Below are 24,355 nucleotides of genomic sequence, written 5' to 3'. Positions count from 1 at the left end.
TAAAACTTGTTTTACATAAATCCTCCGCTTTGGTAGTATTATTTTTAACCAATATGCAGAACTACCTTCTTAGAAAAGTTGGAGAACAGAATGAACGCTAAGGCAGACATCGGAACACCCTTCCAGGACGCATCCATTGATATCTGGTCCAGCAAGTACCAGCTGAAGACCAAGGAAGGCGAAGCCGTTGATAAAGACATCAGCGCCACCTATGAGCGAGTGGCCACCGCTATTGCAGAAGTCGAACCCAAGGCAAAGCGGGCTCAGGCGAAAAAAGACTTCATGTGGGCTCTGCGCCACGGCGCCATCCCCGCCGGCCGCATTATGTCCAACGCGGGCGCACAGGATCACAAGCCGGCCACCTCAACAATCAATTGCACCGTCTCCGGCACTATCCAGGATTCCATGGACGACATCCTGAACAAGGTTCATGAAGCAGGCCTGACCCTTAAGGCCGGCTGCGGCATTGGCTACGAGTTCTCCACACTCCGGCCGAAGGGCGCCTACGTCGCCGGCGCTGGCGCGAACACTAGCGGCCCGCTGTCCTTCATGGATATCTTCGATCGCATGTGCTTCACCGTCTCCAGTGCTGGCGGACGCCGCGGTGCCCAGATGGCAACCTTCGACATCAACCACCCGGACGTTATGGACTTCATCCGCGCCAAGCGTGAAGACGGGTTCCTCCGTCAGTTCAACCTCTCCCTGCTGATCACAGAATCGTTTATTGAGGCTGTCCGAGACGGCAAGCCGTGGCCTTTGTCTTTCCCGGTCACCCAGAAAGAGGTTGAGAAAGAAGGCCTCGACCTGTCCGACGAGTCTCAGTTCCTGTGGCGGGAATTCCCGATTCACGACAACTACGTGGTCAATGACGAAGGCCTGGTGGCTTGCAAGATCTTCCGCACAGTTCCCGCGCAAGAGATCTGGGACACCATCATGACCAGCACCTACGACTATGCCGAGCCGGGCTTCATCCTGATCGATAAGGTCAACGAGATGAACAACAACTGGTTCTGCGAAAACATCCGCGCTACCAACCCCTGCGGCGAGCAGCCGCTGCCGCCGTATGGTTCTTGCCTGCTGGGCAGCGTGAACTTGACCCAGTTCGTCGAGAATGCGTTCACTGAAGATGCCTACTTCAATTACGAGAAGTACGCCAAAGTCGTCGCGATTTTCACCCGCATGCTGGATAACGTTGTTGAGATCAATGGTCTGGCTCTTGAGAACCAGCGCAATGAGATTGTTTCTAAGCGCCGTCACGGCATGGGCATTCTGGGCTTGGGGTCTGCGCTGGCCATGCTGGGCATCAAGTATGGCTCCGATGAATCTGTTGCGTTCACCGAGGAAGTAACCAAGAGCCTGGCAATCGAAGGTTGGAAGGAAGGCCTGAAACTGGCGAAGGAAAAAGGCCCTGCCCCGATCCTTTCCCAGGAATTTGAGGTCACCGGTGAGATGCTGCGTAAGCGTCCGGAAATGAAAAAGGATGGCTACAAGGTTGGCGACAAAGTGCCTGGCCGCATCCTTCACGCCAAGTACAGCCGATACATGCAGGCCATTGCCAAAGTAGAGCCCAAACTGGTTGAAGAAATCGCCGAAACCGGCGCCCGCTTCACTCACCATAGCTCTATCGCACCGACCGGCACCATCAGCTTGTCACTGGCTAATAACGCCTCCAATGGTATTGAGCCGTCCTTCTCGCACCACTATGCGCGGAACATTATTCGCCCGGGGCGCAAGACGAAGGAGAAGGTTGATGTCTTCGCATACGAGCTGCTGCATTACCGTCATACGGTAAACCCACACGCCATGCCGTTCAGCGATGATCCCGAGACCAAGCTGCCGGATTACTTTGTTGGCGCAGAGGAAGTGACGCCGACCCAGCACGTAATGGTCCAGGCCGCGGCTCAGAAGTGGGTAGACAGCTCAATTTCCAAAACTGCCAACGTGCCTACTGAATTCCCCTACAAGGACTTCAAGGGCATTTACATGACTGCCTTTGAGCAGGGCCTGAAGGGTTGCACCACGTTCCGCTTCAATCCCGAGGCTTTCCAGGGCGTGCTTGTTACCGAGAAGGACCTTGAGAACACCATCTACGAGTTCACGCTTGATGATGGCAGCAAAGTACAGCTCAAGGGCAATGAGCAAGTCGAGTACGACGGTGAGATCCACAACGCCGCAAACCTGTTCGACGCGCTCAAAGAAGGCACCTACTCCAAGTTTTAAACTGGCTGAATGACACTGCTGGGGGTGTGAGAACCACCCCCAGTGAACGGAGAACTCGAGATGACTGAAGTAGCAAAGAAGATTGAGACCAAGATTGTTGGATTCCGCGTCGCTGGCAAGGACGAATCTCCCGCCCCACAGGAGCAGGCAGCCGAGTCTAACGTTGTCCAGATGAACGAAACCATTGGCCGCCCGGAAGTGCTAATGGGTACAACCTACAAGCTCAAGCCGCCAGTGGCTGAGCATGCGATGTACATCACCATCAATGACATCCTGCTCAACGAAGACACCGAGCACGAGCAACGCCGCCCGTACGAGATCTTCATCAACTCCAAGAATATGGAACATTTCCAGTGGATTATCGCCCTCACTCGGGTTATCAGTGCCTGCTTCCGTAAAGGCGGGGACGTGACCTTCCTGGTCGAAGAGCTGCGGTCTGTATACGACCCAAATGGCGGTTACTTCAAGAAAGGCGGTGTGTTCATGCCTTCCCTGGTCGCGGACCTTGGCGCCGTCATTGAAAAGCACATGAAGGCGATCGGCCTCATTGAAGACGAAGAGATGAGCGAGCACACCAAGAAGATCCTCGAAGAAAAGCGAATTGCCTTTGAGAGCCAGGGCAAGCAGGAGCCTGACGGTGAGCAATACCCAGCAAACGCCACCGTTTGTGGTAAGTGCAACACCAAGGCGGTGATTCGGATGGATGGTTGTGACTCCTGCCTGGCCTGCGGCGAAAGCCGTTGTTCATAGCTAATACAACAAATCGTGGATTTTAAGGGATCTGAAATGAGCGAAGAACAATTGCCGATTTCAGCGATAGTACATGATGCTGCTGCACATTTGTTTTGGATGATGGCTGAAATTTTAGGAGTACAAGAAACAACAGAGGCAGTTATAGAATCCTCAGGGTACTGTCTCATGCAGCAAATCTTTACATCTGAGGTGCTAAGCAAATATAACTTCCATAACCTGCCAAAGGAAGACAGAAACCTTTTTTGCAAAGCGATCGCAACGGAAGCTGAAGAATTTTCAATTAAACGTCAAAATATGGAAGGCATCATTTATGGAGACGATGCTGAAGCAGGTCGATCGCCGAGTGCTCAATATGTAAATACGGCTGATCTCGAAGTCTTGCCTCGCTCTATAACTGCACTTGGTGAAAATATTGAAAAGATTGGGCGACTTTGTATTCGACATCCACTGCCCGCTGTTGTTTTCTCAGATGAATGCCCGCCTCAAGATATAATTCAGGTCGCTTGCACATCTGACGCTTTGGGGTTTCAGTATCCGATCTTCCTTGGCCACATTTCTACACAACAGTTAACTGACGGGCTCTTTGCGTCATCTGGCATCTTCTTTATTCCGGCTCCAAACGGTGAGATCGGCAAAAAATGGAGCCAGGTAATTCAAAATTCAGGTCGTTTTTTTAAAGAAACTCTATTTAATCGGGAATTTGGAACTTCAACCTTGAGAGTTGACTGGTAACCTCAACCTAACAGGGGTGGTATATGAACCGCGGAAGAACGGAAGTTGAGACACTCAAATTGAATGAGTGGGTTCCTGGTGACATCTTGGAAGGTGACGAGGGCCATGGCCCGGACCAGATCAAGATCATCGCTATGGGAAATGAGAAATTCATCTGCCAGTGGCGGGATCGGGAGACCGGTCTCTTCGACCGGGAAAGCAGCAACACCACCCTTACCTGCCGGGAATGGCGCAAGGTTGGCCATGACTCTGATTATCACGTCACCCCCAGCATTGGCTTACGCAAGGCCCAGCAGCTTGGTGAGGTTTGCGGTGTACTGGTGAGAACCAATTCCGGAAAGCAGGCTGCTGTGAGTAATATGGGGCGTGTCACATGGGTTCGAAATCCGGATACCGATCAGGCCGAGACTGATCAATCCACCGATTGGCGTGCGGTTGCCAACAGCGCGATCGCCGATATCTCCGAAGTGACCGAACTTCTGGGGGTGCCGGAGGAAGAATCTTTCAGGCCAATCACTGCCCTTGTTCGTGAGTTCAAGGCAAAGAATCGTATCGAGGACGGCTGGGAAGTCCTGCCTGAAGATCTCCGCACGCACCTCAATGACTTCCGAGAGGCTGTTTCCCAGGTCATGGCTACGGGTGATGAGGATGGCTACTGGAAGCACCAGCTTCAGACGCTGGACCGGGTTCAACTGATGCTGATCGATCGGGCGCTGAAGGACCCAGAGAAGGACACAGCATCAACTCTCAGTTGTGGTTACCCGGAGCTCGATGCCGGCGCCGAGGAGGAGTGTGACGAACACTGTGCCGGCTGCGGCCTGGCCACCATGGACGGTGATTTCCCGATTTGCGACGAGTGCGAGATGTGCGCAGAGTGCGGGCACGAAGACGACTGTCCGAACGTAAACCAATCTGAAACGGAAGCGGCTTGAGCTATGAAAAACCGATTCGGCGTAGACAGCGATTACTTCACTGAGAAACTGGGCATCCTTATTCGGGATATGCCTGGCTACACACCGAAAGAGTTGGCCCGATCGCTTGCCCGTCTTGCCAATACCGCCAGTAGTGAGGTTTTCCAGGAAGCTGAGTTCAGGCCTGCGGTTGAGCCGGTACCAACTCCAGAAGGCTTTAGCCTGGTACCCAGTCGCATGACCTTGGATCTTGAAGCGATGGGCCGGCTTGTAGCCATGACGGGTGACAGCATGGAGGAGGAAGATTTCGGCGAATGCACCCTGTGGGTTGGAGAAACCCAGGACGACGATGGAGAGCGTTTTTATGGTCTCAATGCCTCCCTGACGGATTATCCGGAAGAAGGAGCGCTTCCGATAATTGAATTTCAGCCGCCCAGTTTGGAACCACCGAGCAAGTTCTAACCCAAAATCCAGATTACAAAACCTGCTGAATGCAGGTTTTTTTGTGTCTGGCGTTCCGCCAGCCCGGGCGCACGCGCCCTTTTTTGTGCACTGACGCAGTGGCGTAGCCACCGCAAGCGGTGGGATGATACACCTTGCAAAGTGTATGTAATCGGGTACAATAGTTTCAGGTTAGGACATTTCAGAACACAGAGGCAGGCATCATGGGCTACTCAGCGTTACGCACGGAGATTTCCACTCATTCAGGCAGGTATGTTGACCTAGCCAATCCTCAGGTGACCTCCTTCGTCATAGAGGACATAGCCCGTGGTCTATCTAACACCTGCCGTTTTGGCGGCCAGTGCAATCAGTTCTATTCCGTGGCCCAGCACAGCGTTCTGGTGAGCCACTTGGTTCCCAAGCAGCACCAGATGGCCGCTCTGCTGCATGATAGCAGTGAGGCGTATGCACCGGACCTCCAGTCGCCATTGAAGGCCATGCTGCCTGAGTTCAAAGAAATCGAGGAGCGCATTCAGGCGGCCATATTTAAGCGTTTCGGCCTGCCTTACCCGATGGACGCTTCGATCAAAGAAGCCGACCTGAAGGCTCTGGCGACCGAGAGACGCGATCTTACGCCGTGGGGTGAGGATTACTGGCCGCTGCTGGGTGACGTGAAGCCCCTGCCCTTTAAGATCACTGCCATGAATCCTCAGGAGGCTTTCAGTGCCTTCATGGATCGGTTCTACGAACTGGCAGACGCCCTGATCTTCGATAATTCCGCAGGACTTGGGTATGCTTGAGGGGCAATGCTGACGTTCTCGGCATCGCGGAATAGGCACTTTTGAGCCCGCACAGTTTGTGCGGGCTTTTTTACGCCTGCATGCCCGCCAGCCAGGGGCGCGGGGCGCCCTTTTTTTGTGCACTGAGGCCGGTTGGCTACGCCACGGCTGCGCCGTGAAACACCGGATGTGAAACATACACCTTGATTGGTGCCTTTGGCATGGTAAAGTGATACCCGGTTAGGACAAATTTACGAATTACCAGGGGCATTGCGTGGGCTACCGCATCCGATCATTGAATGAATTGACTGATCGCCAGTCCGGCAATCAGATCAACCCGAAAATAGCCGAGCGAATCGAGCGCGAGCTCAAGGAAATTAAGGAAGAGTCCGCCAGCTCTCCGCTCAAGCGAGCCAAGAAGCAAAAGCGCCCTGCCAACGAAGCGGAACTTCTGGGCCTGCCTTTCAGCCCGGTACCGCCGGAGAATCCTGCAGATATTCTTTACCAGGGCATGGTACGACGCTGGGGACGCTTCTACACCGGCGGCGAGGTTGTCTGGGAGCTCCGGCCGTTTACCGATAGTGACTACCGGCTTGATGCAGCCCTTCCCTCCTGGAGGATTGGCTGTGAGCTGGACGGGTGGCAATTTCATGCGAAATACGTGGAAAGCTTCAAGAAAACCCGGGAGAAGCAGTTCTTTTTCTGCCGGCGCGGCTGGCTGCTTTTCCAGTTGTCAGCAGAACAGGTCAAGGAATCGCTTGACGAGGTTCTTGATGGGATTGCTGAAGCCATGGAGCACCAGGCCTACCGTAAAGATTTCCGGCTACACCAGTACCCCAAGGGCTGGTCAAAGATGATCAAATGAGTGATTCCTGAAGACCAAAGAACAAGGCGAGATGCGGCCGGCAAATACATCATATCTGTTGTTTTGTTGGCTGCATTAGACCACCAACTAACACCTTGCATGGTGTATCTGTATTTGATAATATAACTCTCAGGTTAGGACAAGTAATCAGAGGGTTTACCAATGGCAGGCACTATTCAGGGTTGGCGCAACAAAGCGCTTGAGGTTACCGCCAAGGGCACGATCGTACGTAAAGCTGACAGCCTGGCAGATCTACACCGTCGACGGGATGAGGCCGAGGGCCAGTTTTACACCCCGGATTGGGTTGCTGCCCGGATGTGGTCCCTTCTCTCCCCGGTCTTTGAAGCCGTTCAGGCCGCCAATGAGCGCAAGCCTGTTGTGCTGGATACTTCTGTTGGCTCAGGCCGGCTGCTGCAGTATGCAGACCCTGAGCGCCACGTACTCTACGGTATCGATGTTGACCAGCGCTGTGTTGATGCACTGTCCGAAGACGCCTCGGCCGCTGGCTTTGAGTTCGAGCTCGAGTGCGCCGGGATGGAAGAGGTGAAAGCCAAGAACTTCGATGCGGCCATTATCAACCCGCCTTTTGGCCTGCACCTCGAGCACCCCCAGATGCAGCCCTATCCTTGCACTACGTTCGGAATGTTTGGCCCAAATACCTCAGCGGTAAGCCATCTGTATGCGGTTGATCAGGCCCTGGCTGCCTCTCGCTATGTTGTGGCACTGCTGCCGACGTCTGCTCGTGAGGAATGCTTCACCCGGCGCCGGATGTGGGCGGAACTGGTATTGCCCATTGATACCTTCAAATCCGAAGGCGCCAGCGTACGCACGGCGATCTATGTCTTTGGCCCCAACAAGCCGGCATCTTCCCCTCAGTCTCTGGAAGTGTCGTCCGAGGGCCCCTGGCCTGCGCTGTTCACCGGTACCGAGATCCCGCACACCAATGACCGGCCCCGGCTGACTGTTGGCGGCGTCGATGTCTCTGAACCGACCATCCACACACCGGTTACCCATGACACCCGTGTAGAGCTTCATCATCACCGCCGAACTATCAAACTGAAGTTTGCCTGTGGCCTGACAGAAGCGAAGGTACGCAACGCCATCTTGCGGGAGCCAGTGGAGCCGGTTGAGGGGCAGAAGCGTGGCAGTCTCAAGCACCGGTACCCGGAGAGCATTCAATTCAAAGGCGATGGCCTTCTGATGTTGGACGCTTACCTACTGCAGGATAACCCACAGCAGGCCTTTGATGAGCTGCTTGATCTGATCCGTAATGCAGGCGGTAACCCCCAGGTCTCGCCCACTCTGGCCGGGTACTGGGAAAAGCTCAAGCGTAAGCATATCCGGGCCCTGACCCCGTTCCGCCATGTCGTTAAGGCTTCCACCGTTGCAAAGCTCGAACTGACCGCCAAGCGTGGCATGCTGCTTGAGCAGGGTAACGTGAAGTCTCCGGCGATCCGGAAAGGTGAACAGGTTTTTGCTGAACCTATGGGAGGCGATTACCTGGTTGAGAAGGACGGGTTCCGCGTTCAGTACCGCCGAGACCAGCTGCAGCGGCTGTTTGCTTTTTCTGGGGGTGAGGACGAGCGTTCCTCTACGGATTGGCAAGTAGCTCATGAGGGCCTTTGCGCTGCATTCCCTGAGCTGGCCCACCAGTACCGGGAGCAAATCAAGGCAGCGGGTATTGATTGGCTCTGGCCGTATCAGCTCGAGGGCCTGATTGAGTTGCTGATTAACCCCTATGGCTGCATTTCTGCTTGGGAACAGGGCACCGGTAAAGCTCGCCTGTCTCTGGCGCTGGCATTACTGTCTGGCCGGGGCCTGATCTGCGTTGAATCCGGGCTTGTTCCGGAGATGGTCCGAGAGTTGAAAAAGATTGGTTTGCCGGCGGACCAGTGGAAAACCATCGACTGCCTGGCGGATACTCGGGAGCTGCGTGCAATCAACATTGTCAGCTACAACCGGTTAAAAGCCGTTGTTAAGGGCAAGAACCAGACAATCGCGCACCACCTGCGGCGCCGGGCCCGGGTTGTTATCGCCGATGAAGGCGGGATTCTGTCCAACCCGGGCAGCCAGCAGAGCCGCGCCCTGCTCCAGCTTGCCGCTCGCAAGCTGTACATTCTCGATGGCACCCCCTGCGGTAACTACCCCCGCGATATTCTGCCGTTGGCGGCGTCCTCTGCCGGCGGTTCCCGGGCCCATCAGCCATTCGGTATTCGCTCAGACGTGTTCATGGAGCCCCGTCTTCTGACCAGCGCCCAGGCTGCCGGCCGTGGCATTGATGTCTTCCGGGAGCGTCATGTATCGCTTGAGTGGGCCACCAACGAATTCAAAGACGACCTGCGCGGCGGCGCCAAGCGGGAAATTCCGAAGATCAACAACGTGGTTCAATTCCGTGACTGGGTAGCGCCGTTCATTCAACGCCGTTTGCGTAATGAGCCGGAAGTTGAGCCGTTTGCCGGTTGCCCGGATCCGGAGAAGAGCACCGTAACCCTCGGCTGGGACCAAGAGCACCTTCGCCACTACCTGACGCCGGCGGTTGATTTCGCCCGTTGGTACGAGCAGCACAAGAAGGAACGCAACATGGAGGGCAAAGGCTCTAACCTGGTTGCGGTTCTCGCCCGGATCAACGCGGTTATCCAGGCCGCCAATGCCCCGCATGCCCATGACGCCGGTGTAGGCCGTTGCTATACGCCCCTCACCAGTAAACAGCGGTGGACGATCGACCGTCTCGAGCAGCTGACCGCCCAGGGCAAGAAGACCATCGTTTACGCGAGCTCGCCTGAGACTCTGGAGCGTCTGCAGCAGGCTCTGGCCGATCGAGGCATTGAAGGGGTCATCTTCACCGGCAAGGGCTCCATTAAGGCCCGCACAGAGCGCCTTGATAACCGGTTCCGGTTCGGCCCTGCCCCGGTGCTCCTCGCCTCTCTGGGGGTGAGCCAGCGCGGCCTGAACCTGCCCCAGGCCAGCCACATCATTTTCTACAACCGAGACTGGACGGCCGACGCGGAGGCCCAGGCCATCGCCCGGACTACCCGCCCGGATCAGGAAGCGACGGTACAGGTCGAGTTCGCCCATCTGCGAGGTAGCATTGATGTGTATATGGCCCAGGTGGTCGAATGGAAGCAGGCAGCGGCCGACAGCGGCCTTGATTGGGGCGACGGGGCCACCGAGTCCGATGTGTTCCAGCACATGGACGCAGTACTTGAGGCCTTCTGCCATGAGGTTCTGGAAATGAGCTCCAGGGAGACCTACGAAACCCTGTGTGCTGCATAGGTTAGTAGGAAAACGAGATACAACACACTTTCATGATTAAGGACTTGAACGTTGACATCCTCCCCCACCTAGCGTCGGTGGGGGATTCCTTACGCAGCGTGCGCTGCGCCGGGTGCTACTTCCTCGCGGTTTTGCACAGGTTCCTGCTTCTCGGAGTCCGGCAACCCAGACTCTCCACAGGCTAAGACGCGATGCCCTCGCGCTTTAACATTGATCGCACCGACCAGATCGGCATTCTCCTCGAAGCCACACTGAACACACTGGAACCGCGCCTGAGAGGTGCGACTGTCTGGACTGATATGCTGGCACTCTGGACAGGTCTGACTGGTGTGGTGCGCGGGTACGGCTAGCACTCCACCACCGCGAAACGCCTGCTTGTATTCCAGTTGTCGCCGGAACTCGAACCATCCCTGATCCAGTATGCTCCGATTCAGCCCGGATTTGGCTTTGACGTTCACGCCCGGATTTTCTGCATCGCCTTTAGCCGAGCGCGACATATTCCCTACCTGCAAGTCTTCGATCACGATCATCGCGTGGTTTTTGCTGAGTCGATCGGAGGCTTTGTGCAGGTAGTCGCGCCGGATGTTGGCGATCCGGGTATGAAAACGGTTGATTTTGGCCTTCTGCTTGTGCCAGTTGGCCGAGAATTTTACCTTCCGGGCCAGGGCGCGTTGCGCCCGGGCCAGCTTCTCCTGATTCGCTTTGAACGCGGATACCGGTTCGATAAAGGTGCCATCGGAAAGCGTGAGGAAGCGGGCAATGCCCATATCCACACCAATCATCGAGGACGAGGGGTGCGCGGGTTCCGGTATCTTACGCTCGGTCTGAAAGCTGATGAACCAGTGCCCGCCCTCAAAGCCCACGGTGCAGTTCTTGATCGTGCCGACGATCTCGCGGGATTTGCAAAAGCGCACCCAGCCGAGACCGGCTGGCAGCTTCACCCGCCGATTGTCGATCTGGCAGTATTTGTTAAAGTTGACGAACCGAATGCTGTCGCGGGACGTGCCTTTCTTCTTGAAGCGAGGGCGTTGCGCACCTTCCACTTTCTTGAAATACCGCTGCCAGGCGGTATCCAGGTCTTTGAGCTTTTGTTGCAGATTATCGGTGTAAGCCTCTTTCAGCCATTCGCTCTCCGGCTCCCGCTTCCAAGCCGTGACCCACTTGGCCATTGTCTCGTACCGAGGCACATACTCGCCTTCGGCCTCTGCGGCCTGATTGCACTTCGCTAAGGCCTGGTTCCAGACAAACCGAGCATGACCACAAAGCACCCGCAAGCGGGCACTCTGCGTGTCACTGGCATCCAGTCGGAATTTGAAGCCTTGGCGAATCATCATGCCGTCACTATAGCAAGCACTGTCTATTTGTACAGCATGCAGCGCTATCAATCTGTTAGAGAAATCGGTAGCGCTGAGACGCTACACCGCATTCACCCCACACCTTCTTCGGTGTGGGTACCCTGCGGAGGCTTTGATGGGCGTCACCACATTCTTGATAACACGTTTCATAAGCGCCCGGTAACCAATCACCACCCCCAGCGATCAAGTGCCGCTCAATGAGAGGCGTTTTATTCCTGCCTAAATACACCTTGCATGGTGTATATTATCTGGTACAATGGTTTCCAGGTTAGGAAAAAAACGCAGGAGATAAAACCATGTTGAAGATCGCCATTTTCGGAAAGCCCATTCTTGAGTTCACAGGTGCAGAGCTCAAAGAGCATTGTCGCTCATTCTTTGAGAACGGCATGAACAAATTCCTCGAATTCTCGATCAAGGGTCACCAGCTTGAATCATTCCATGGCATTGAGGTTCGGATTCCATATAGCATCGAAGCTGCTGAACGTCTTCTGTCCACCTGGAAGCGTGAATTGGTTGCCCGGGCCTCCAGTGAGAATAACGGCGGCCTGGACGCTGAGATACGCCTTCCCGACCCTGACGATGGTTGCGGCTATCCAGATCGCATTGACGATCCTCACCGGATGCCGTGGGTTGACCTGGAAAGGCAAGGCTTCATTGAGGAGCACATGGAGCTTTTCGATGCGATCATGAAACCGGTGGACTTCGATATGATCGCGAAGGCCATTAAGGACCAAGCAGGCTCTCTGGTTGATCTGGGCATGAAGTCTGCGGCCCGGGACCTTACAAGTTTTCTCAACCTTATGCCACGAGGCACCAACCCAGTGATGAAAACTGCCGGCCTCGAGTTCAGCAAGTATGGCGGCGGATCGCACGAGGGAATGGATCGGTACTATCTGATTCGTGATCTGGAGGAAGCACAGAGTGCGCTCGGTGTGGCTGAGCAGGAAACCGGCGTTCACGGACTCTGTGATGCGGTTTCCCGGATCACCCGGGAACTGCACTCCTACGGTATGATTCGAGACATTCCGAGCCGTACCAAAATGGGCATTCCCGGGATTCTCACCGCCACCGTATTCAAGGACAAGACGAAATTTGTTCTTGCCCGTGACCATGCCGATGCACTTCTGAGCTTCATTGCCCTGCACGGTGATACCGAACTGCCAGAGCTGGTTGCATAAGGGGGCATCATGACAAACACTGAATTGGACCTCAGCAAGCTCAACGGAGAAGCCCTTAAGGTTGATCTTAAGTGGAGGCTCACGGACGCCTACAAGGCACTTCAAAGCGCCGTTGAGGTAAATCGTCAACTGTCACAGCTGGGCGTTGGGATTTCAACGCCTGACGCAACCATTGTTGGCTCATTGGTTATCAGCGCCTTCTTGAAGGAATGGGAATCAAAGCTTACACGGGAATACTCGGGAGGTACCCATGCTCGAGTCGACTTGCGCACGGACTTCCAGATGAGCACTCGCGAAGCCCGCGATGTTCTGTACAAAAGCCAGATCGATGAGAACGATTTCTCCAGCTGCGCCGATGCTCTTCTTGCCGCCTTCCCTTTCGAAGAGTGCGCCAAGCATGCACGGTTGCAGGCGGTGACGCTCGAAGACCGGGGACTGCAAAAGTGCGCTGACCAGCTGGCCACCTCTTTGCACCTTGTCCGCTACGAGTACTCAAATTTCCGGCCGGCTGTGCGCACCCAGGATACCCGGTTAATTTGCCCGTACAACTTTGGATCCTTCTACTTTGGCGATCACTATGCCTCGGAGGATCCCCGAGCCATGCAGGACCTGGCCCAAGAATTCCGGGTGCTGGAACAGGAAATGGGCGACGTCGGCATTACCGCTGCTTTTGCTGCCTGCGCTAAGGCCCTGGAAGGTGCAAGACTCGCTTCCCGTACGAAGATCTGCGAGGGCGGGCCCGTTGAGTTTGTCGCCTTCAAGAATCACTTGGATATGCGGTTTTCCCCTGAGGCAACCGATATGCTGCTTGCCTTTCTGAAACTCCATTCCAGTAAGCCAGTCATTGATTTGAGCGAGGTGTGATCATGAGTCCGCATTCCCTGACGGTTTCAGTCGACCTGTCCTTCGATGAGACCATTGCAACTGTACGCTTCGGAGATCGCACCCCGATCGTGTCAAAGGTTCTGGGGGTGGACCGGGAGGACGGTTCAGTAGTTCGGGTCTATCTCGACCGATTCATTCACAAAACAGTCCGGAGCTACCGCCTGGAGAACTGGACCGCCACGGGCGCCATCTCCACGATTCTTGAAAAAACTCCGGCTTTTGCAAAAAACTCCTAAATTACTCCTTGCATGGTGTCTTTTTTTCATTACACTTGAGATCAAGAGTTCAGGAAAACCTGAACCACGATTTAAGACCGGGTGGCCTCTCTCCTGCCTGAGACCTAACCTAACCTCGCCACCCGGTCGCCTATCCCAGAACCCCGCCAAGAGCGGGGTTTTTAATGCCTCCTGCTTGATAATACACCTTGCACGGTGCATAAATAATGGTAGAATAGCCCCAGGTTAGGACATTTCTTTGAGCACCTTACGGGAGGCTCCATGAGTGACATTTCGAGTACGTATCTGGTCCAACAGGTCATCAATGAATGTGGCGGCGATCCCCAGGCTGAGCACCCGGATCTGCCCCGGGATTTCTGGAAGCATCTAGTTTGTACCGGGGAAACACGGCTTGGGTACTGGGAACTGGCTACCGTTGAGCAGTTTCCGGAAGTGAAAGAAGAAAAACTTCATACCAGCCATGTCTTGAACGTGATTGAAGACAACGGCCAGTCCATCTGGGAGGTTTACCCAGGCATTCCCCCCTGTGACTGGATCGAAGACGTCGAGAACGGCGAAACTCTTCTGGGCTACTGGGAATATGTGGTCGAGAGTGTAACTGGATCCTTGCGGATGCTTCGGGCCGAGCGGGCTGCCGGCCGGGCTTGACCGGTAAGCTTCATTTCAACCCTACAATTTCTTCTGCGCCCGACTAATGCCGGGTTTTTGTGCCTGGCGTTCCGCCAGATGGGGCCTTCGGCCCTTTTATGTGCACTGAGGCCGGTTGGCTACGCCACGGCTGCGCCGGTGTTCTTGATTCTTAATACACCTAGAAAGGTGTATTTATGCTGGTATAATAGTTCTCAGGTTAGGCAAACAACGATCTGCAGGAGAATCACTATGCCAGCGCTTATTACCGCAAACAGAGTTGAATGCACCTCTTTCCCGGTGAACGCCAAGCTGCGCGACGGGAAAACGAATATCAGGGTCGACAAATGTGCCGGCAGCGTCTATATCACTTGCGGGGACACCCCGCGTCCGTCAGCCATCCTCGCACGACACGACCCTTACTCACCCTCATACCGGACGTTTCTTGAGTTCTGGGGGTGCGTCTTTGCCGAACTATCCGATCAATCGCTTGCGTTTAACCAGTTGGTCACGGAATTGAAATACGGGCGGATCCGACAAGACAAGGACTGCCCTTACCTGTTCATGGATATGATGCAGCCCCACCCCGAAATTGATGGAGCTTTCGCACTGCTAAAGGCGGACAACTACGGGAATCTGTCTGAATACAACCCAGATGACCACTATGTAAATCGGGGCTATGGGTTGGCGGAGGATCCCCGAGTGAAGTTCTATACAGTGATCGATGATTTTGATGGGCATGACTTCCCGGTTGGCTATGCAGTCAGTGTGTCCCGCGTGCCGGGCAGAGTGCCGGAATTCGATTTCGATAGCATCGTTCAGGACAAGGAAGGGATCCTGAAGGTGGGCAAGCGCAAAAAATCAGGTCACTCCATGGTAATTACGCCAGAGATGTACCTTAACAAACGTGTGCCAGAGCTGGCTGGAGACTTTGATGACGACTCCCCCTTCTAGGGATTGAGCCGAACTCCAGGCTACACCGGTGACCCCTATCGAGCCCGCATTGCGGGCTTTTTTGTGTCTGGCGTTCCGCCAGCCGGGGCGCGGGGCGCCCTTTCTTGTGCACTGAGGCCGGTTGGCTACGCCACGGCTGTCGCCGTGAAATTCACCTTAACATATACACCATGCGCGGTGTATTTTGGTATACTGTTCACCGGTTAGGAAAAACAGCAGGAGAACAGTGATGAATGAATCCGCGTCGATTATCGACAAGACGGCCTTTGGCATGGCCGCGTCTGACCACCTCGCCTTCCTAGATGGAAGTGGCTTCGACAAAGAGCCGTATACCGGCTACCTGGCATTTGAGAAATTTGCCAACGACAATCCGGAAGCAACCGATTTCCCCGAAGATTTTTGTCCCTGGTCCCAGCACGAAGGCTTTACAGCTCAGGAGATCCACTACTTCATCCAGTCACAGGCGGCCGTCCTGAAAAACACCTTCCACGACATTCTGAGCCTGACAAAACAAGGCATCGTGTCGGCCGCTATCAACGACGAGCTCCCTCAGGACATGAACGAGCTGAACCTTGAGGAAGCGGCTAACCGAGGACATCGCGAAGCCCAGATTGATGCCATGCAAAACGAGCTGAGCCAATTGCAGGCCATCAAAACGGACTACCGGAAGGTTCTTACCGATCTGCAGAAACGCCGATATGAGGAGCTGGTAGGAAAGCTCCGCGATCGTGGCATTGAAATTCCTTTCAACGTGGAGTTCTGAATCATGAACAAGCGTATTTTTTTCAGCAACCGTGAAACCCATAGCCGACTGAGAAATGGCCTGGTCAAAACCATCGGGGTCGAAATTGCTGACTTGCGATACCCCAGCGTCCGAAGCCGCACGGAAGAGGACGGGGTTCTCCAGATCCAGGCGGTCAACTCAAAGGAGAAGGTCGCCACCGGCTATGTGGAAATCCCCTTTCAGGAATCGGTTCTGCGCGGGCTGGCGTACCACTTACTCAAGCTGGCTGCCGAGGCTTCAGGCTCTGAAGTTGATGCAAAGGCCCACGGCCTGGAGCTGGTTGTTGACCATCAGATCAAGAGCCAGTCCATGGCTTACGAAGACTTTTTCGGCATACTAGACGAAATCCTGGGGCAGTTTTTGAACGGCGATGAAGCTGCAGCGCTTGCCGATCAAGGCTTGGAGGCACAACTGAAAGTCATTGTGACTCATGGTCTGGTCGATCGGCTTCTGGATGACCTGACAGAAGAAGGCATCTGGGATCGAAACGTTGTTGATTCGATCTATGAGCAAGGCTGCCAGCGAGTTAAAGCAGCCTGAGCGAAACCACTGAAGCCCGCGTTGCGGGCTTCTCAGTCGAGGGAATACGGCCCCATCGCTTCGTTGATATTGGGCCAGACCATGTAGGCATCCCAATGCTTATTATCGGCAGAGCACACTGCCAGGTACTCGCCCTTTTCTTTGGAACTTTCCCGATACTTGATGATCCCGCAGCCGCGAGCACCGTTTCTCGAGAGCGTCTTGGTGATCGACATATTGAAGTTTGTTTGCCAGGGGCCGGGATAACGGTTTTCTACGGTAGGTTTAACTTTGGGGGTGTCGGCAAATGTGTTGGCGGAAGCCAGACAGATCAATAAGACAAACGCGGCAGCAGTCGATTTCATAAATTCCCTTTATTTTTCGATTTGCTCTGCGAATACTCCCACAGATTAAGGTTCCAAGCCATAAATGCACCTTGAATGGTGTATCTTGATCTTGGTAAAATTTGCGGAGGTTAGGATTTTTGTAACAGGATCTGGAGGCACTGTAATGAACGCAAAATCTTCATCCGATAACCAACCCGGCACTCAGATTGGCGAGGATCAGCCAAAGAGTGAGTTGCGCCAGAAAGCAGAAACCCTTCTTGCCGAGGTCTCAGGGTTTGCAGGTTCGATTTCCCAAGTCGACATCAGCCTCACTTTAACTCCCAGCGATTTGCGTGAAATTCGAGAGCTTGCCAGTGATGGCCTGAAGAAGCTGGAAACGACCTCCAGCATGGACGACTACACCCTTCAGATGTTGGGCCACACCGGCGCTGAGATCGACTCCATCCGGGAGCGTTATTCCTCTGGTATCTCAGTTTTGGAAAAGCTCGATCGTATTCTTGATCGCCAGCACGCGCCTACCCAGGAGAAGTTGGAAGCAATTGCCGACGCAGCACGCAAAGCAAGCGAGACAATAGAGGATCAGGGCATTCTGTGTGAAGAGCGATTGCCTTCGCAAGAAGACGCCAACGCTCAAGGAATGGTGGAATGGCTTCGGAGTGGCGTCTGGATGCACGGTGCTTTTGATGAGCTGCCGGTTGACGCCACCAGATGGCGGAAAATCCAATAGGATAATCTTGGCCTTCCAAAAGAACCCGCTTCGGGTTTTTTGTGTCTGGCGTTCCGCCAGCCGGGCGCGGGCGCCCTTTTGTGTGCACTGAGGCCGGTTGGCTACGCCACGGCTGCGCCTCGGAAAACCGAGTAAATACACCTTGCACGGTGTATGATGCATGGTAAAATGGCTTTCAGGTTAGGACAAATCAGAAAGCAGGAGACAGACATGCAGTTACGCACCCGCGACGTTCAAGCCCTGATCAATGAGTTTGGCGGCAGCATTTGGGAGGAAAACGGGGACTACCCGGTCGAAGATTGGGCCAGCATTGTTCTGAATGACGGCACCCGACTTGGTTATTGGGAGCACGTAGCCAACGAGATGGAGCAGGAATCGACGACTCAGGCGTTATCGGGTATCAGCGTGCGCACCGCGGATGTAGAGGCACTGATGAAGCGTTGTGGTGGTTCCATTTGGGATGAGGACTCTCTGGTCCCCGTTCGTGACTGGAAAGCCGAAGTGAGAAGCGGTGAAACGCGCCTTGGTTATTGGGAGTACGCTCTGCAGAACCGCCCTCGGCCCTGGGTGCTGAAAAACAGCAACGATGTTCCTCCGACGCACAGGTTCTGGAATGGAGGCACCAGCGAATCCTATTTTTGGGGCGACATCCGTTCTGCTCGCCGCGTTGCGAGCGATGAACTGAACGAGGTAATGAACAATCCGATATTCTCCGGCATGTTGGGCCTTAACTGGATTCACGTTCCGCTTGCCGAACTCATGGAATCAGCTGATCCGCTCGATGCAATGACGGATGAGCTCAAGGCCTTTGTTATGCGGGAAAACCTCCCTCACTTATCCGCTGATGAATTGGTGGTTTCGGAGGAAGTGAACGGCATACAGCGCATGTATCTGGAGCAATTCCTGCAGCAGTGGGAAGAGGCCGAGGAAAAGGAATCAAGGGTTGTACCCAGCAATCCAAATCATGCGGAAAAAGAGTCGGGGATCGCCACGGTTCAGCTGGATCTGCGAGTGGACTACGAACTCAATGGTGAAAGCGTGACCGCGATGGCCAGCAACCTTCGATCGGCCATCGAGCGCGAAATCGGAAATGGCGCTTTGACCGGTGAGACAATGGCCGAAGTGGATGAATACGCCATGGATGTCATGGACTCGCCTGCCGAACTGGAAGAGCTGGCGGTCAAACGCCTGATCAAGAACGGATATGACCCGCTGTTAGCCAAGGCTGTTGCCCGATATGGAATGATGTCCCCTTCTGATTTCATCGAATCCATCGCCGGCAGTGCCGCCCTACTCAGGAGGGATGCCTGATGTCTCGACAGATTTTGCCGAATGAGCTTGCTGAGATTGTCACCGGGCTCCTGGTGAAGCCGGAACTGCTTGGCCAATTTCCCGATGAAGAGCGTCACATCGAATTCATCCACCAAATCGGCAACGTGGTCGCCGAATTTTGCGGCGGCCTGATTAACGGAGTTCACGCACCAGACGGCAGTTTTTCCGGTCAGCCATTCTGTGATGCTCCGCTTATGTCTGTCTGGCCAGATGACCGTCTGCCTGATTTGCAGCACTGCGTTTGGGGCCCTTATGATCCTGAGGGCTGGGAAGGCGTCACTGCCGACACGATCGGCATTGAGCAGGCCGGCGAACCGCTTTCCATGAAATCCAACGAGATCCGAAAAGCGCTTCAGTCTATCCTCGCAGAAGCACACCGGGCGCAGGTCTCGGAGAGTCGAGCATGAGCGAGACCATCCCAGCGTGGGAGTCCTTCCAAGGACGCCCCCGCCCGCACAAAGGCATGAAGGTGAAGTTGTACAAGAACCTGAACCGCCAGCGACGCTTCTCCCTTGTAGCCATGGAGGGCGAGCATAAAGGCAAAGTGCTGGGCTACAGCCCTGCTGTTCTGGTGCGATCGGTGGAAATGAAGGTGTCGGAAGCCGGCCGACAAACGGTGATTCGCCAAGGCGTCCGAAACGTACACGCACACTGCATCTGCTTCGTCGAAGATCTGGCCTCAGAGCTGCCACCAAACGTGGCCACGGAGAAAGCAAAGCGCATCACCTACCAACCTTTTCTGTGCGGGCATTTTTGGGATCGCGAGGATCCCAAACAGCCAATCTGGAAGCTCGACAGCGCTTGGGCCTATGGGCCTGATCTGATCAGTCCGACCTAACATCCCTAGCCCATCATTTGGCTCGCATCTTGCGAGCTTTTTCGTGTCTGGCGTTCCGCCAGCCAGGGCGCGGGCGCCCTTTCGTGTGCACTGAGGCCGGTTGGCTACGCCACGGCTGTCGCCGTTAAAATTTCACGTTATACACCTTGAAAGGTGTCTATGTTTTGCTAAACTATACACAGGTTAGGACTACGCAGGAGAAAGAGATCATGATTTCCAATGCCGCTACATCTGTAAACGACGCCATAGGCCGGTTTCTGGACTCCGATGAGGAGTTGCCAGCTTACCGGGTGACCGATGAGCGTGATCGATACAACAATGCCGTTACTCGCCTGACAACTGGTTCCGCAGTAAACCGGATTGAGGGCATTTCTGTCGCTGCTTCCGAGTATCGGGACGGCTCCGGAGCGATCTGTTTCGTTACCAGCGCTTCTCGACCGGGCTTCCCCAGTCAGCGCTTTTCCGGTGCAACCTGGCAGGAAGCGTTCCGAAAAGGCGCGGCCTATCGTCGCCAGTTTCTTTCTTGATCCCGGGGGCAACGATGGAATCAGCCAAATCACTCAACGTGCTCATCCGCCAACTTCTCTCCAATACTGAGGCTATGGATTGCCTCAGCGGGAGCGATCGGAACTTCATCACCAGTCTTATTCAAGTTCAGGAGCGCAGCGGCAACAAGAAACTGACTTCTCGGCAGAAGAATCAAATCCGGGGCATTCTGCAGAACATTCCGGGATTTCTGGAGGACACCCCATGAGTCTTGCGGTAATCGACACAGAAACTACAGGCCTCGATACAGAGCGCGATGAGATCCTGGAGATTGCCATTCTCGACGAAAATGGCGATGTGCTGCTGAACAGCCTGGTCCGGCCAACTCGCCACACTGCGTGGCCAGACGCCCAGCGGATTCACAACATTTCGCCAGAGGATGTTGCCAACGCCCCGACTCTGGCGGAGCTGGCCCAGCAGATCCACGATTCAGTGGACGGTCGTACTGTGGTCATCTACAACGCCGACTTCGATTCCGAGTTTTTGAAAGGATACCTTGATGGTGCCCGGGAAATCCGGTGCTGCATGGAAGCTTACTCTTACCATCAGGAAACGGTAACCGGTGAACCCTGGCGCCGGCACAAGCTTGTCCAAGCAGCTTACGATGCAGACCACGATTGGGGTCAGGATGCAGCTCACCGAGCTATCCACGACGCCAGCGCGACACTCACCGTCTGGCGTTGGCTCGACCGGCAGTAGAAAACGCCCGGGAACCGTCAGGTTCCCTTTACTTGGGCCTTTGGCCCTTTTGTGTGCACTGAGGCCGGTTGGCTACGCCACGGCTGTCGCCGTGAAATCCCAATTAAATACACCTTGCATGGTGTTTTGCGGCTGGTAAAATAGTCTTCAGGTTAGGCAATTACACAGCAGGAGAACACCATGTCAGGTAACGAATTCGGACTAGAGTCACTTCGCGTTATGGAAGCAGCCAACCTGCTTCTCGCCAAAGCTGGCAGGCGCCAGCAACTTGTCAGATGTACCGGTGCGTTCGAGCGGGCATACGAGTACAAGTCAGCCACCGGTAAAACGATTGTTGTCCCCTGCTACCGCCGGCAGGGGTGCATGACCGGTATCCGCAGCGTGCTTCAGCGTGTGAACGAGAAAAAGCCCTGCAACTGGCTCATCAATGGCCAGGCCAGCACCAACATGAAGGAGCTGGCCTTCTTTGGTGAAACGGTCATCATCCAGTTCGACCGCAAGGAAATCTTGACCCAGCAGTACGATCAGGCTGTTGCCTTCGGCATCCCGAACCCTATGAATGACGCTCAAAGGCGCACGGCGATCATCGAAGGGCATGAGCAGACCCCTCCCCTCCCGGAGCAGACCATCCTCACGATTCGTAACATGCAGGATCAGCCAGTCAGTTTCGTTCTCACCTCATATTCCAAAGTTGCCTGATTCACCACGGCTCTAGTCTGGCGTTCCGCCAGCCTGGGGCTTCGCCCTTTTTGTGTGCACTGAGGCCGGTTGGCTACGCCACGGCTATCGCCGTGAAATTCCAGCCATATACACCTTGCATGGTGTACTGATAATGGTAGAATGGACCCATGAATCGCTGAAGCCACAACCCAAAGGAGGACGTCATGGCCAAGCAGAAGTCAGCCACCCAAGAGTCCGCAGTAAAGCGGGATCTGCGCAGCCCGAAGTATCGGATGCGCGTGGTCAAGGACGCGACCAAATACGACCGCAAGCGCATGAAGCGGTCAGGCATGGAGAGTTATCAAAAGGCAGCGTGATCGCTGTTTTCTGATAGCTCTTCATAGGTAGGACTAGGTTAGGACAGGCAGGAGATGAACATGCATTCGCACGCAATCGAAGATTTCCACGTACCCAGTGTTGTCACCAAGAACTTGAAACTGAACATGGTTTCAGGCCGGAGCACGCCCAAGGTCCGGGTGTCCTCTAACTTTCTCCCTCTGATGGGCTTTGATGAGGGCCAGCGGATTATCACTACCCCTTGCCTTGATGGCGGCTTTATTGTGCGTCCAAGCGACCAGGGCGACCACAAGATCTATAGTCGCCGCTACAACCGGCCCCGTACAAATAAGCCGTTTGAGGCTGTCATGGAATTTGCCAATAAGCAGTTGATGCGAACCTTTCCGCCGGCTTGCGAGCGCTTCCATGTGAAAATGCGCCACTCTGACATTAAAATCAGCCCCATCCCCAACAGGACCGCAGCGATCATTCGCCGCCTTTCCGGCCACAACCCGCTTAATGCACTGGCGGCCATGACTGGGGGCGTCGACATTCACGCGATGGAGTCGGTTGGCATGAATGTGGATGCCGTGATCGAATACCGCCCAGACGAAGCCCGGGACGTGACTGCCGGCCGGTCCCTGACCGAGATCAATGCGCTTAACACCCTGCGCAACGGCACCCCCAGAATTCTCATGAACGAGGACATCTACCAACTGGATCCGCGGATGCTCCGCAAGCTGGCAGATGAAGGCGATCCAATCTCCATTTTCTCGGCGGGAATTCAGTGCGACGATTTCAGCCGGGCCAAGGGATCAAAGGCCAAGGCCAAGAGCGTGGAGGAGCTTTCCACGACGGTCGAGATGATTTATCCAACCCTCAGGGCCATCGAGGAGCTCGAGCCCATGTTGGTGGTCATCGAGAACGTACCGGCCTTCGGGACCAGCCCGGCGGGTGATATTTTGAAGACGACCCTGCGCCGCTGGGGCTACCATATATCTGAAGCGGTGATGGACGCCCGTGATTATGGCGGCATTCAGAGTCGCCGCCGTTACCACTTGGTGGCGAGTGTATTCCCCGGCTACGAACATCCGGCGCCACAGCAGCGTAACACCAACTCTATTTGGCCGATCGTTGAAGCCCGGCTATCGGAGTGCCGGGACATTACGGACAGCTATGCGATTACCAGTCCGAAGGCGGCTGAGCGGGGCGGCAACTACATCACCCGCGAGTCGACTTTCTGCCCTACTATCATCAAGTCTCAGGACCGTTTGGTGAAGGATGGATGCTATATTGCTGATGGTGGTCGGATCTATGCCCCCAGCCCGGCATTGATCAAGGACCTGATGTCTATCCCCCAGGATGAGGAGGGATTCGTTACCTCATGGATGGCCAAGGAACAGGAGGTCGAGCTGCTCGGGCAAAGTGTGGACTTCAGTATGCATAAGGCCCTTATGCAATCCATCAAGGATCATCTGATCGAGAACGCTGGGAACCGGACGATTGTCCGGACCCGGCAAACCGAGTTATTCGCGAGCTGAGATATGAAGCGTAGAGTACTCATTCTGATAACAGGGCTGGCACTCATTGGTGCCAGCCTCCCAAGCGCGGCCATCAGCGTTCAGGACTATTTCTCCATTCAGGAGCAGGCCAGCGTCCAGAACGTGGAGCAACGTCAGGCCCGAAATGCGTTGAATGGGGTTCACGCCGGGCTATATGATGCATTCTCTGCAATGCTGCTGGCGGGGGACGGCAAACTCTATACCGAGAGTGGTGCTCTTATCTGCATGGACTCCAGTTCCAATTTTCGGATCCAGACCGTTCGGGAGCTGTTGGTTAGCGCGATTGGGACTTATGAGCGCCCTGCCCTATCTTCCAATGCGCTTGAAGAATTCCCGCTGGGGGTGCATCTTTTAAAAGAAATGGCAGAACAGTATCCGTGCCGGTAGTGACCAGAGGAGCGTTCGAAGCTCATGAGCAGAGAACTGGCTGGAATATTCGCCATCAGCTGGACGCTGTTTTTGCTCTCTCTGGCCGAGATGGTGGTATCTCTTTCGATTAACCCAATCCCGGAGGTGGCGTTTCTCGCGCCTGTGTACCTGTTTTTAGGGATTGGCATCCCGTTCTTTCTGTATGCTCCTTTCCGATTTTTCAGCCGTCGTAGAATTCCTGCCCAGTCCGCATGGCATTCGGTTTCAATCAGCGTTTATCTCGCCATTAGCTTTGGAGACATGATTGCTGGCATCGTTGGTGTCTTCGGCGCCGATCTCATACGAAATTCCGTCCTGAAAAAATACCCATCTTTCTGATACCGAAGGACTCTCAGGCTTCTGAGGTGAAGTCGCGCACCGCTGTTTG

The 24,355-nt window shown here is 54.8% G+C and carries 29 protein-coding genes; 27 read left to right on the top strand and 2 right to left on the bottom strand.

Translation table 11 applies throughout. The annotated features are described in order from the left end of the window. The first annotated feature begins 90 nt into the window (after positions 1–90). From ACESMK_RS09815 to ACESMK_RS09780, 8 genes are all read left to right on the top strand, one after another. Positions 91–2,220 carry an adenosylcobalamin-dependent ribonucleoside-diphosphate reductase gene (locus ACESMK_RS09815; protein ID WP_372997720.1) on the top strand — a complete coding sequence of 710 codons (2,130 nt, stop codon included), beginning with the start codon at positions 91–93 and terminating at the stop codon, positions 2,218–2,220. A gap of 60 nt (positions 2,221–2,280) precedes the next feature. Further along, positions 2,281–2,970: an NrdJb gene (locus ACESMK_RS09810; RefSeq protein WP_372997718.1), complete on the top strand. Its 690-nt coding sequence runs from the start codon at positions 2,281–2,283 to the stop codon at positions 2,968–2,970. Positions 2,971–3,006: 36 nt separating this feature from the next. Then, the gene (locus tag ACESMK_RS09805; RefSeq protein WP_372997716.1) at positions 3,007–3,705 is read left to right on the top strand and encodes a hypothetical protein; all 699 of its coding nucleotides are present in this window, start codon (positions 3,007–3,009) and stop codon (positions 3,703–3,705) included. A gap of 23 nt (positions 3,706–3,728) precedes the next feature. Next, entirely contained in the window at positions 3,729–4,637 is a 909-nt protein-coding gene (locus tag ACESMK_RS09800; protein ID WP_372997714.1) for a hypothetical protein, read from the top strand. 3 nt (positions 4,638–4,640) lie between these two features. Further along, positions 4,641–5,078, top strand: a complete 438-nt coding sequence (locus tag ACESMK_RS09795) for a hypothetical protein (protein ID WP_372997712.1) — start codon at positions 4,641–4,643, stop codon at positions 5,076–5,078. Between the two features lie 275 nt (positions 5,079–5,353). After that, positions 5,354–5,857 carry a phosphohydrolase gene (locus ACESMK_RS09790; protein ID WP_372997710.1) on the top strand — a complete coding sequence of 168 codons (504 nt, stop codon included), beginning with the start codon at positions 5,354–5,356 and terminating at the stop codon, positions 5,855–5,857. A gap of 253 nt (positions 5,858–6,110) precedes the next feature. Continuing rightward, positions 6,111–6,701: a hypothetical protein gene (locus ACESMK_RS09785; protein WP_372997708.1), complete on the top strand. Its 591-nt coding sequence runs from the start codon at positions 6,111–6,113 to the stop codon at positions 6,699–6,701. A 162-nt stretch (positions 6,702–6,863) separates the two neighbouring features. Then, entirely contained in the window at positions 6,864–9,974 is a 3,111-nt protein-coding gene (locus tag ACESMK_RS09780; protein ID WP_372997706.1) for a helicase-related protein, read from the top strand. An 89-nt stretch (positions 9,975–10,063) separates the two neighbouring features. Here the strand turns inward: ACESMK_RS09780 and ACESMK_RS09775 are convergent, their stop codons facing one another. Further along, entirely contained in the window at positions 10,064–11,308 is a 1,245-nt protein-coding gene (locus ACESMK_RS09775; protein ID WP_372997704.1) for an RNA-guided endonuclease InsQ/TnpB family protein, read from the bottom strand. Between the two features lie 317 nt (positions 11,309–11,625). Between ACESMK_RS09775 and ACESMK_RS09770 the strand changes: the two genes are divergently transcribed. From ACESMK_RS09770 to ACESMK_RS09740, 7 genes are all read left to right on the top strand, one after another. Next, positions 11,626–12,507 (top strand): hypothetical protein, encoded by an 882-nt coding sequence (locus ACESMK_RS09770; protein WP_372997702.1) that lies wholly within the window; start codon positions 11,626–11,628, stop codon positions 12,505–12,507. 9 nt (positions 12,508–12,516) lie between these two features. After that, on the top strand, positions 12,517–13,371 hold the full coding sequence (locus tag ACESMK_RS09765; RefSeq protein WP_372997700.1) for a hypothetical protein: 855 nt from the start codon (positions 12,517–12,519) through the stop codon (positions 13,369–13,371). Between the two features lie 2 nt (positions 13,372–13,373). Further along, entirely contained in the window at positions 13,374–13,628 is a 255-nt protein-coding gene (locus ACESMK_RS09760; RefSeq protein ID WP_372997698.1) for a hypothetical protein, read from the top strand. Between the two features lie 261 nt (positions 13,629–13,889). Beyond that, positions 13,890–14,276, top strand: coding sequence for a hypothetical protein (locus tag ACESMK_RS09755; RefSeq protein WP_372997696.1), 387 nt, complete (start codon positions 13,890–13,892; stop codon positions 14,274–14,276). A 231-nt stretch (positions 14,277–14,507) separates the two neighbouring features. Further along, positions 14,508–15,209, top strand: coding sequence for a hypothetical protein (locus ACESMK_RS09750; RefSeq protein WP_372997694.1), 702 nt, complete (start codon positions 14,508–14,510; stop codon positions 15,207–15,209). Positions 15,210–15,438: 229 nt separating this feature from the next. After that, complete coding sequence (locus ACESMK_RS09745; protein ID WP_372997692.1) at positions 15,439–15,972, top strand: hypothetical protein; 534 nt, start codon at positions 15,439–15,441, stop codon at positions 15,970–15,972. Positions 15,973–15,975: 3 nt separating this feature from the next. Next, positions 15,976–16,533: a hypothetical protein gene (locus ACESMK_RS09740; protein ID WP_372997690.1), complete on the top strand. Its 558-nt coding sequence runs from the start codon at positions 15,976–15,978 to the stop codon at positions 16,531–16,533. A gap of 32 nt (positions 16,534–16,565) precedes the next feature. On the opposite strand, the gene ACESMK_RS09735 is transcribed toward ACESMK_RS09740, so the two are convergent. Beyond that, complete coding sequence (locus ACESMK_RS09735) at positions 16,566–16,877, bottom strand: hypothetical protein (RefSeq protein WP_372997688.1); 312 nt, start codon at positions 16,875–16,877, stop codon at positions 16,566–16,568. A gap of 145 nt (positions 16,878–17,022) precedes the next feature. Here ACESMK_RS09735 and ACESMK_RS09730 point away from each other — a divergent pair, with 145 nt between their 5' ends. The 12 genes from ACESMK_RS09730 to ACESMK_RS09675 all read left to right on the top strand — a co-directional run bounded on the left by ACESMK_RS09730 (position 17,023) and on the right by ACESMK_RS09675 (position 24,306). Then, positions 17,023–17,586 (top strand): hypothetical protein, encoded by a 564-nt coding sequence (locus ACESMK_RS09730; protein ID WP_372997686.1) that lies wholly within the window; start codon positions 17,023–17,025, stop codon positions 17,584–17,586. Positions 17,587–17,796: 210 nt separating this feature from the next. After that, on the top strand, positions 17,797–18,897 hold the full coding sequence (locus tag ACESMK_RS09725; RefSeq protein WP_372997684.1) for a hypothetical protein: 1,101 nt from the start codon (positions 17,797–17,799) through the stop codon (positions 18,895–18,897). Next, a complete protein-coding gene (locus ACESMK_RS09720) occupies positions 18,897–19,325 on the top strand; it encodes a hypothetical protein (protein WP_372997682.1) in 429 nt (142 codons plus the stop codon). The genes ACESMK_RS09725 and ACESMK_RS09720 overlap by 1 nt, the downstream gene beginning before the upstream one ends. Then, positions 19,322–19,756 carry a hypothetical protein gene (locus ACESMK_RS09715; protein ID WP_372997680.1) on the top strand — a complete coding sequence of 145 codons (435 nt, stop codon included), beginning with the start codon at positions 19,322–19,324 and terminating at the stop codon, positions 19,754–19,756. Before ACESMK_RS09720 ends, ACESMK_RS09715 begins: the two co-directional genes overlap by 4 nt. 209 nt (positions 19,757–19,965) lie before the next feature. Continuing rightward, positions 19,966–20,283 (top strand): hypothetical protein, encoded by a 318-nt coding sequence (locus ACESMK_RS09710; protein WP_372997678.1) that lies wholly within the window; start codon positions 19,966–19,968, stop codon positions 20,281–20,283. A 14-nt stretch (positions 20,284–20,297) separates the two neighbouring features. Beyond that, on the top strand, positions 20,298–20,510 hold the full coding sequence (locus tag ACESMK_RS09705; protein ID WP_372997676.1) for a hypothetical protein: 213 nt from the start codon (positions 20,298–20,300) through the stop codon (positions 20,508–20,510). Next, a complete protein-coding gene (locus tag ACESMK_RS09700) occupies positions 20,507–21,001 on the top strand; it encodes an exonuclease domain-containing protein (RefSeq protein ID WP_372997674.1) in 495 nt (164 codons plus the stop codon). The genes ACESMK_RS09705 and ACESMK_RS09700 overlap by 4 nt, the downstream gene beginning before the upstream one ends. 180 nt (positions 21,002–21,181) lie before the next feature. Then, positions 21,182–21,700, top strand: a complete 519-nt coding sequence (locus tag ACESMK_RS09695; RefSeq protein ID WP_372997672.1) for a hypothetical protein — start codon at positions 21,182–21,184, stop codon at positions 21,698–21,700. 185 nt (positions 21,701–21,885) lie between these two features. Beyond that, positions 21,886–22,038, top strand: coding sequence for a hypothetical protein (locus ACESMK_RS09690; RefSeq protein ID WP_372997670.1), 153 nt, complete (start codon positions 21,886–21,888; stop codon positions 22,036–22,038). A gap of 60 nt (positions 22,039–22,098) precedes the next feature. Then, complete coding sequence (locus tag ACESMK_RS09685; RefSeq protein ID WP_372997668.1) at positions 22,099–23,538, top strand: DNA cytosine methyltransferase; 1,440 nt, start codon at positions 22,099–22,101, stop codon at positions 23,536–23,538. 3 nt (positions 23,539–23,541) lie between these two features. Next, positions 23,542–23,946: a hypothetical protein gene (locus ACESMK_RS09680; protein WP_372997666.1), complete on the top strand. Its 405-nt coding sequence runs from the start codon at positions 23,542–23,544 to the stop codon at positions 23,944–23,946. A gap of 24 nt (positions 23,947–23,970) precedes the next feature. Further along, positions 23,971–24,306: a hypothetical protein gene (locus ACESMK_RS09675; protein ID WP_372997664.1), complete on the top strand. Its 336-nt coding sequence runs from the start codon at positions 23,971–23,973 to the stop codon at positions 24,304–24,306. The last annotated feature ends 49 nt before the right edge of the window (positions 24,307–24,355 follow it).

It is taken from the genome of Marinobacter sp., assembly GCF_041687235.1.
Classification (GTDB): domain Bacteria; phylum Pseudomonadota; class Gammaproteobacteria; order Pseudomonadales; family Oleiphilaceae; genus Marinobacter.
This window is presented reverse-complemented; position numbering and strand designations above follow the sequence as displayed.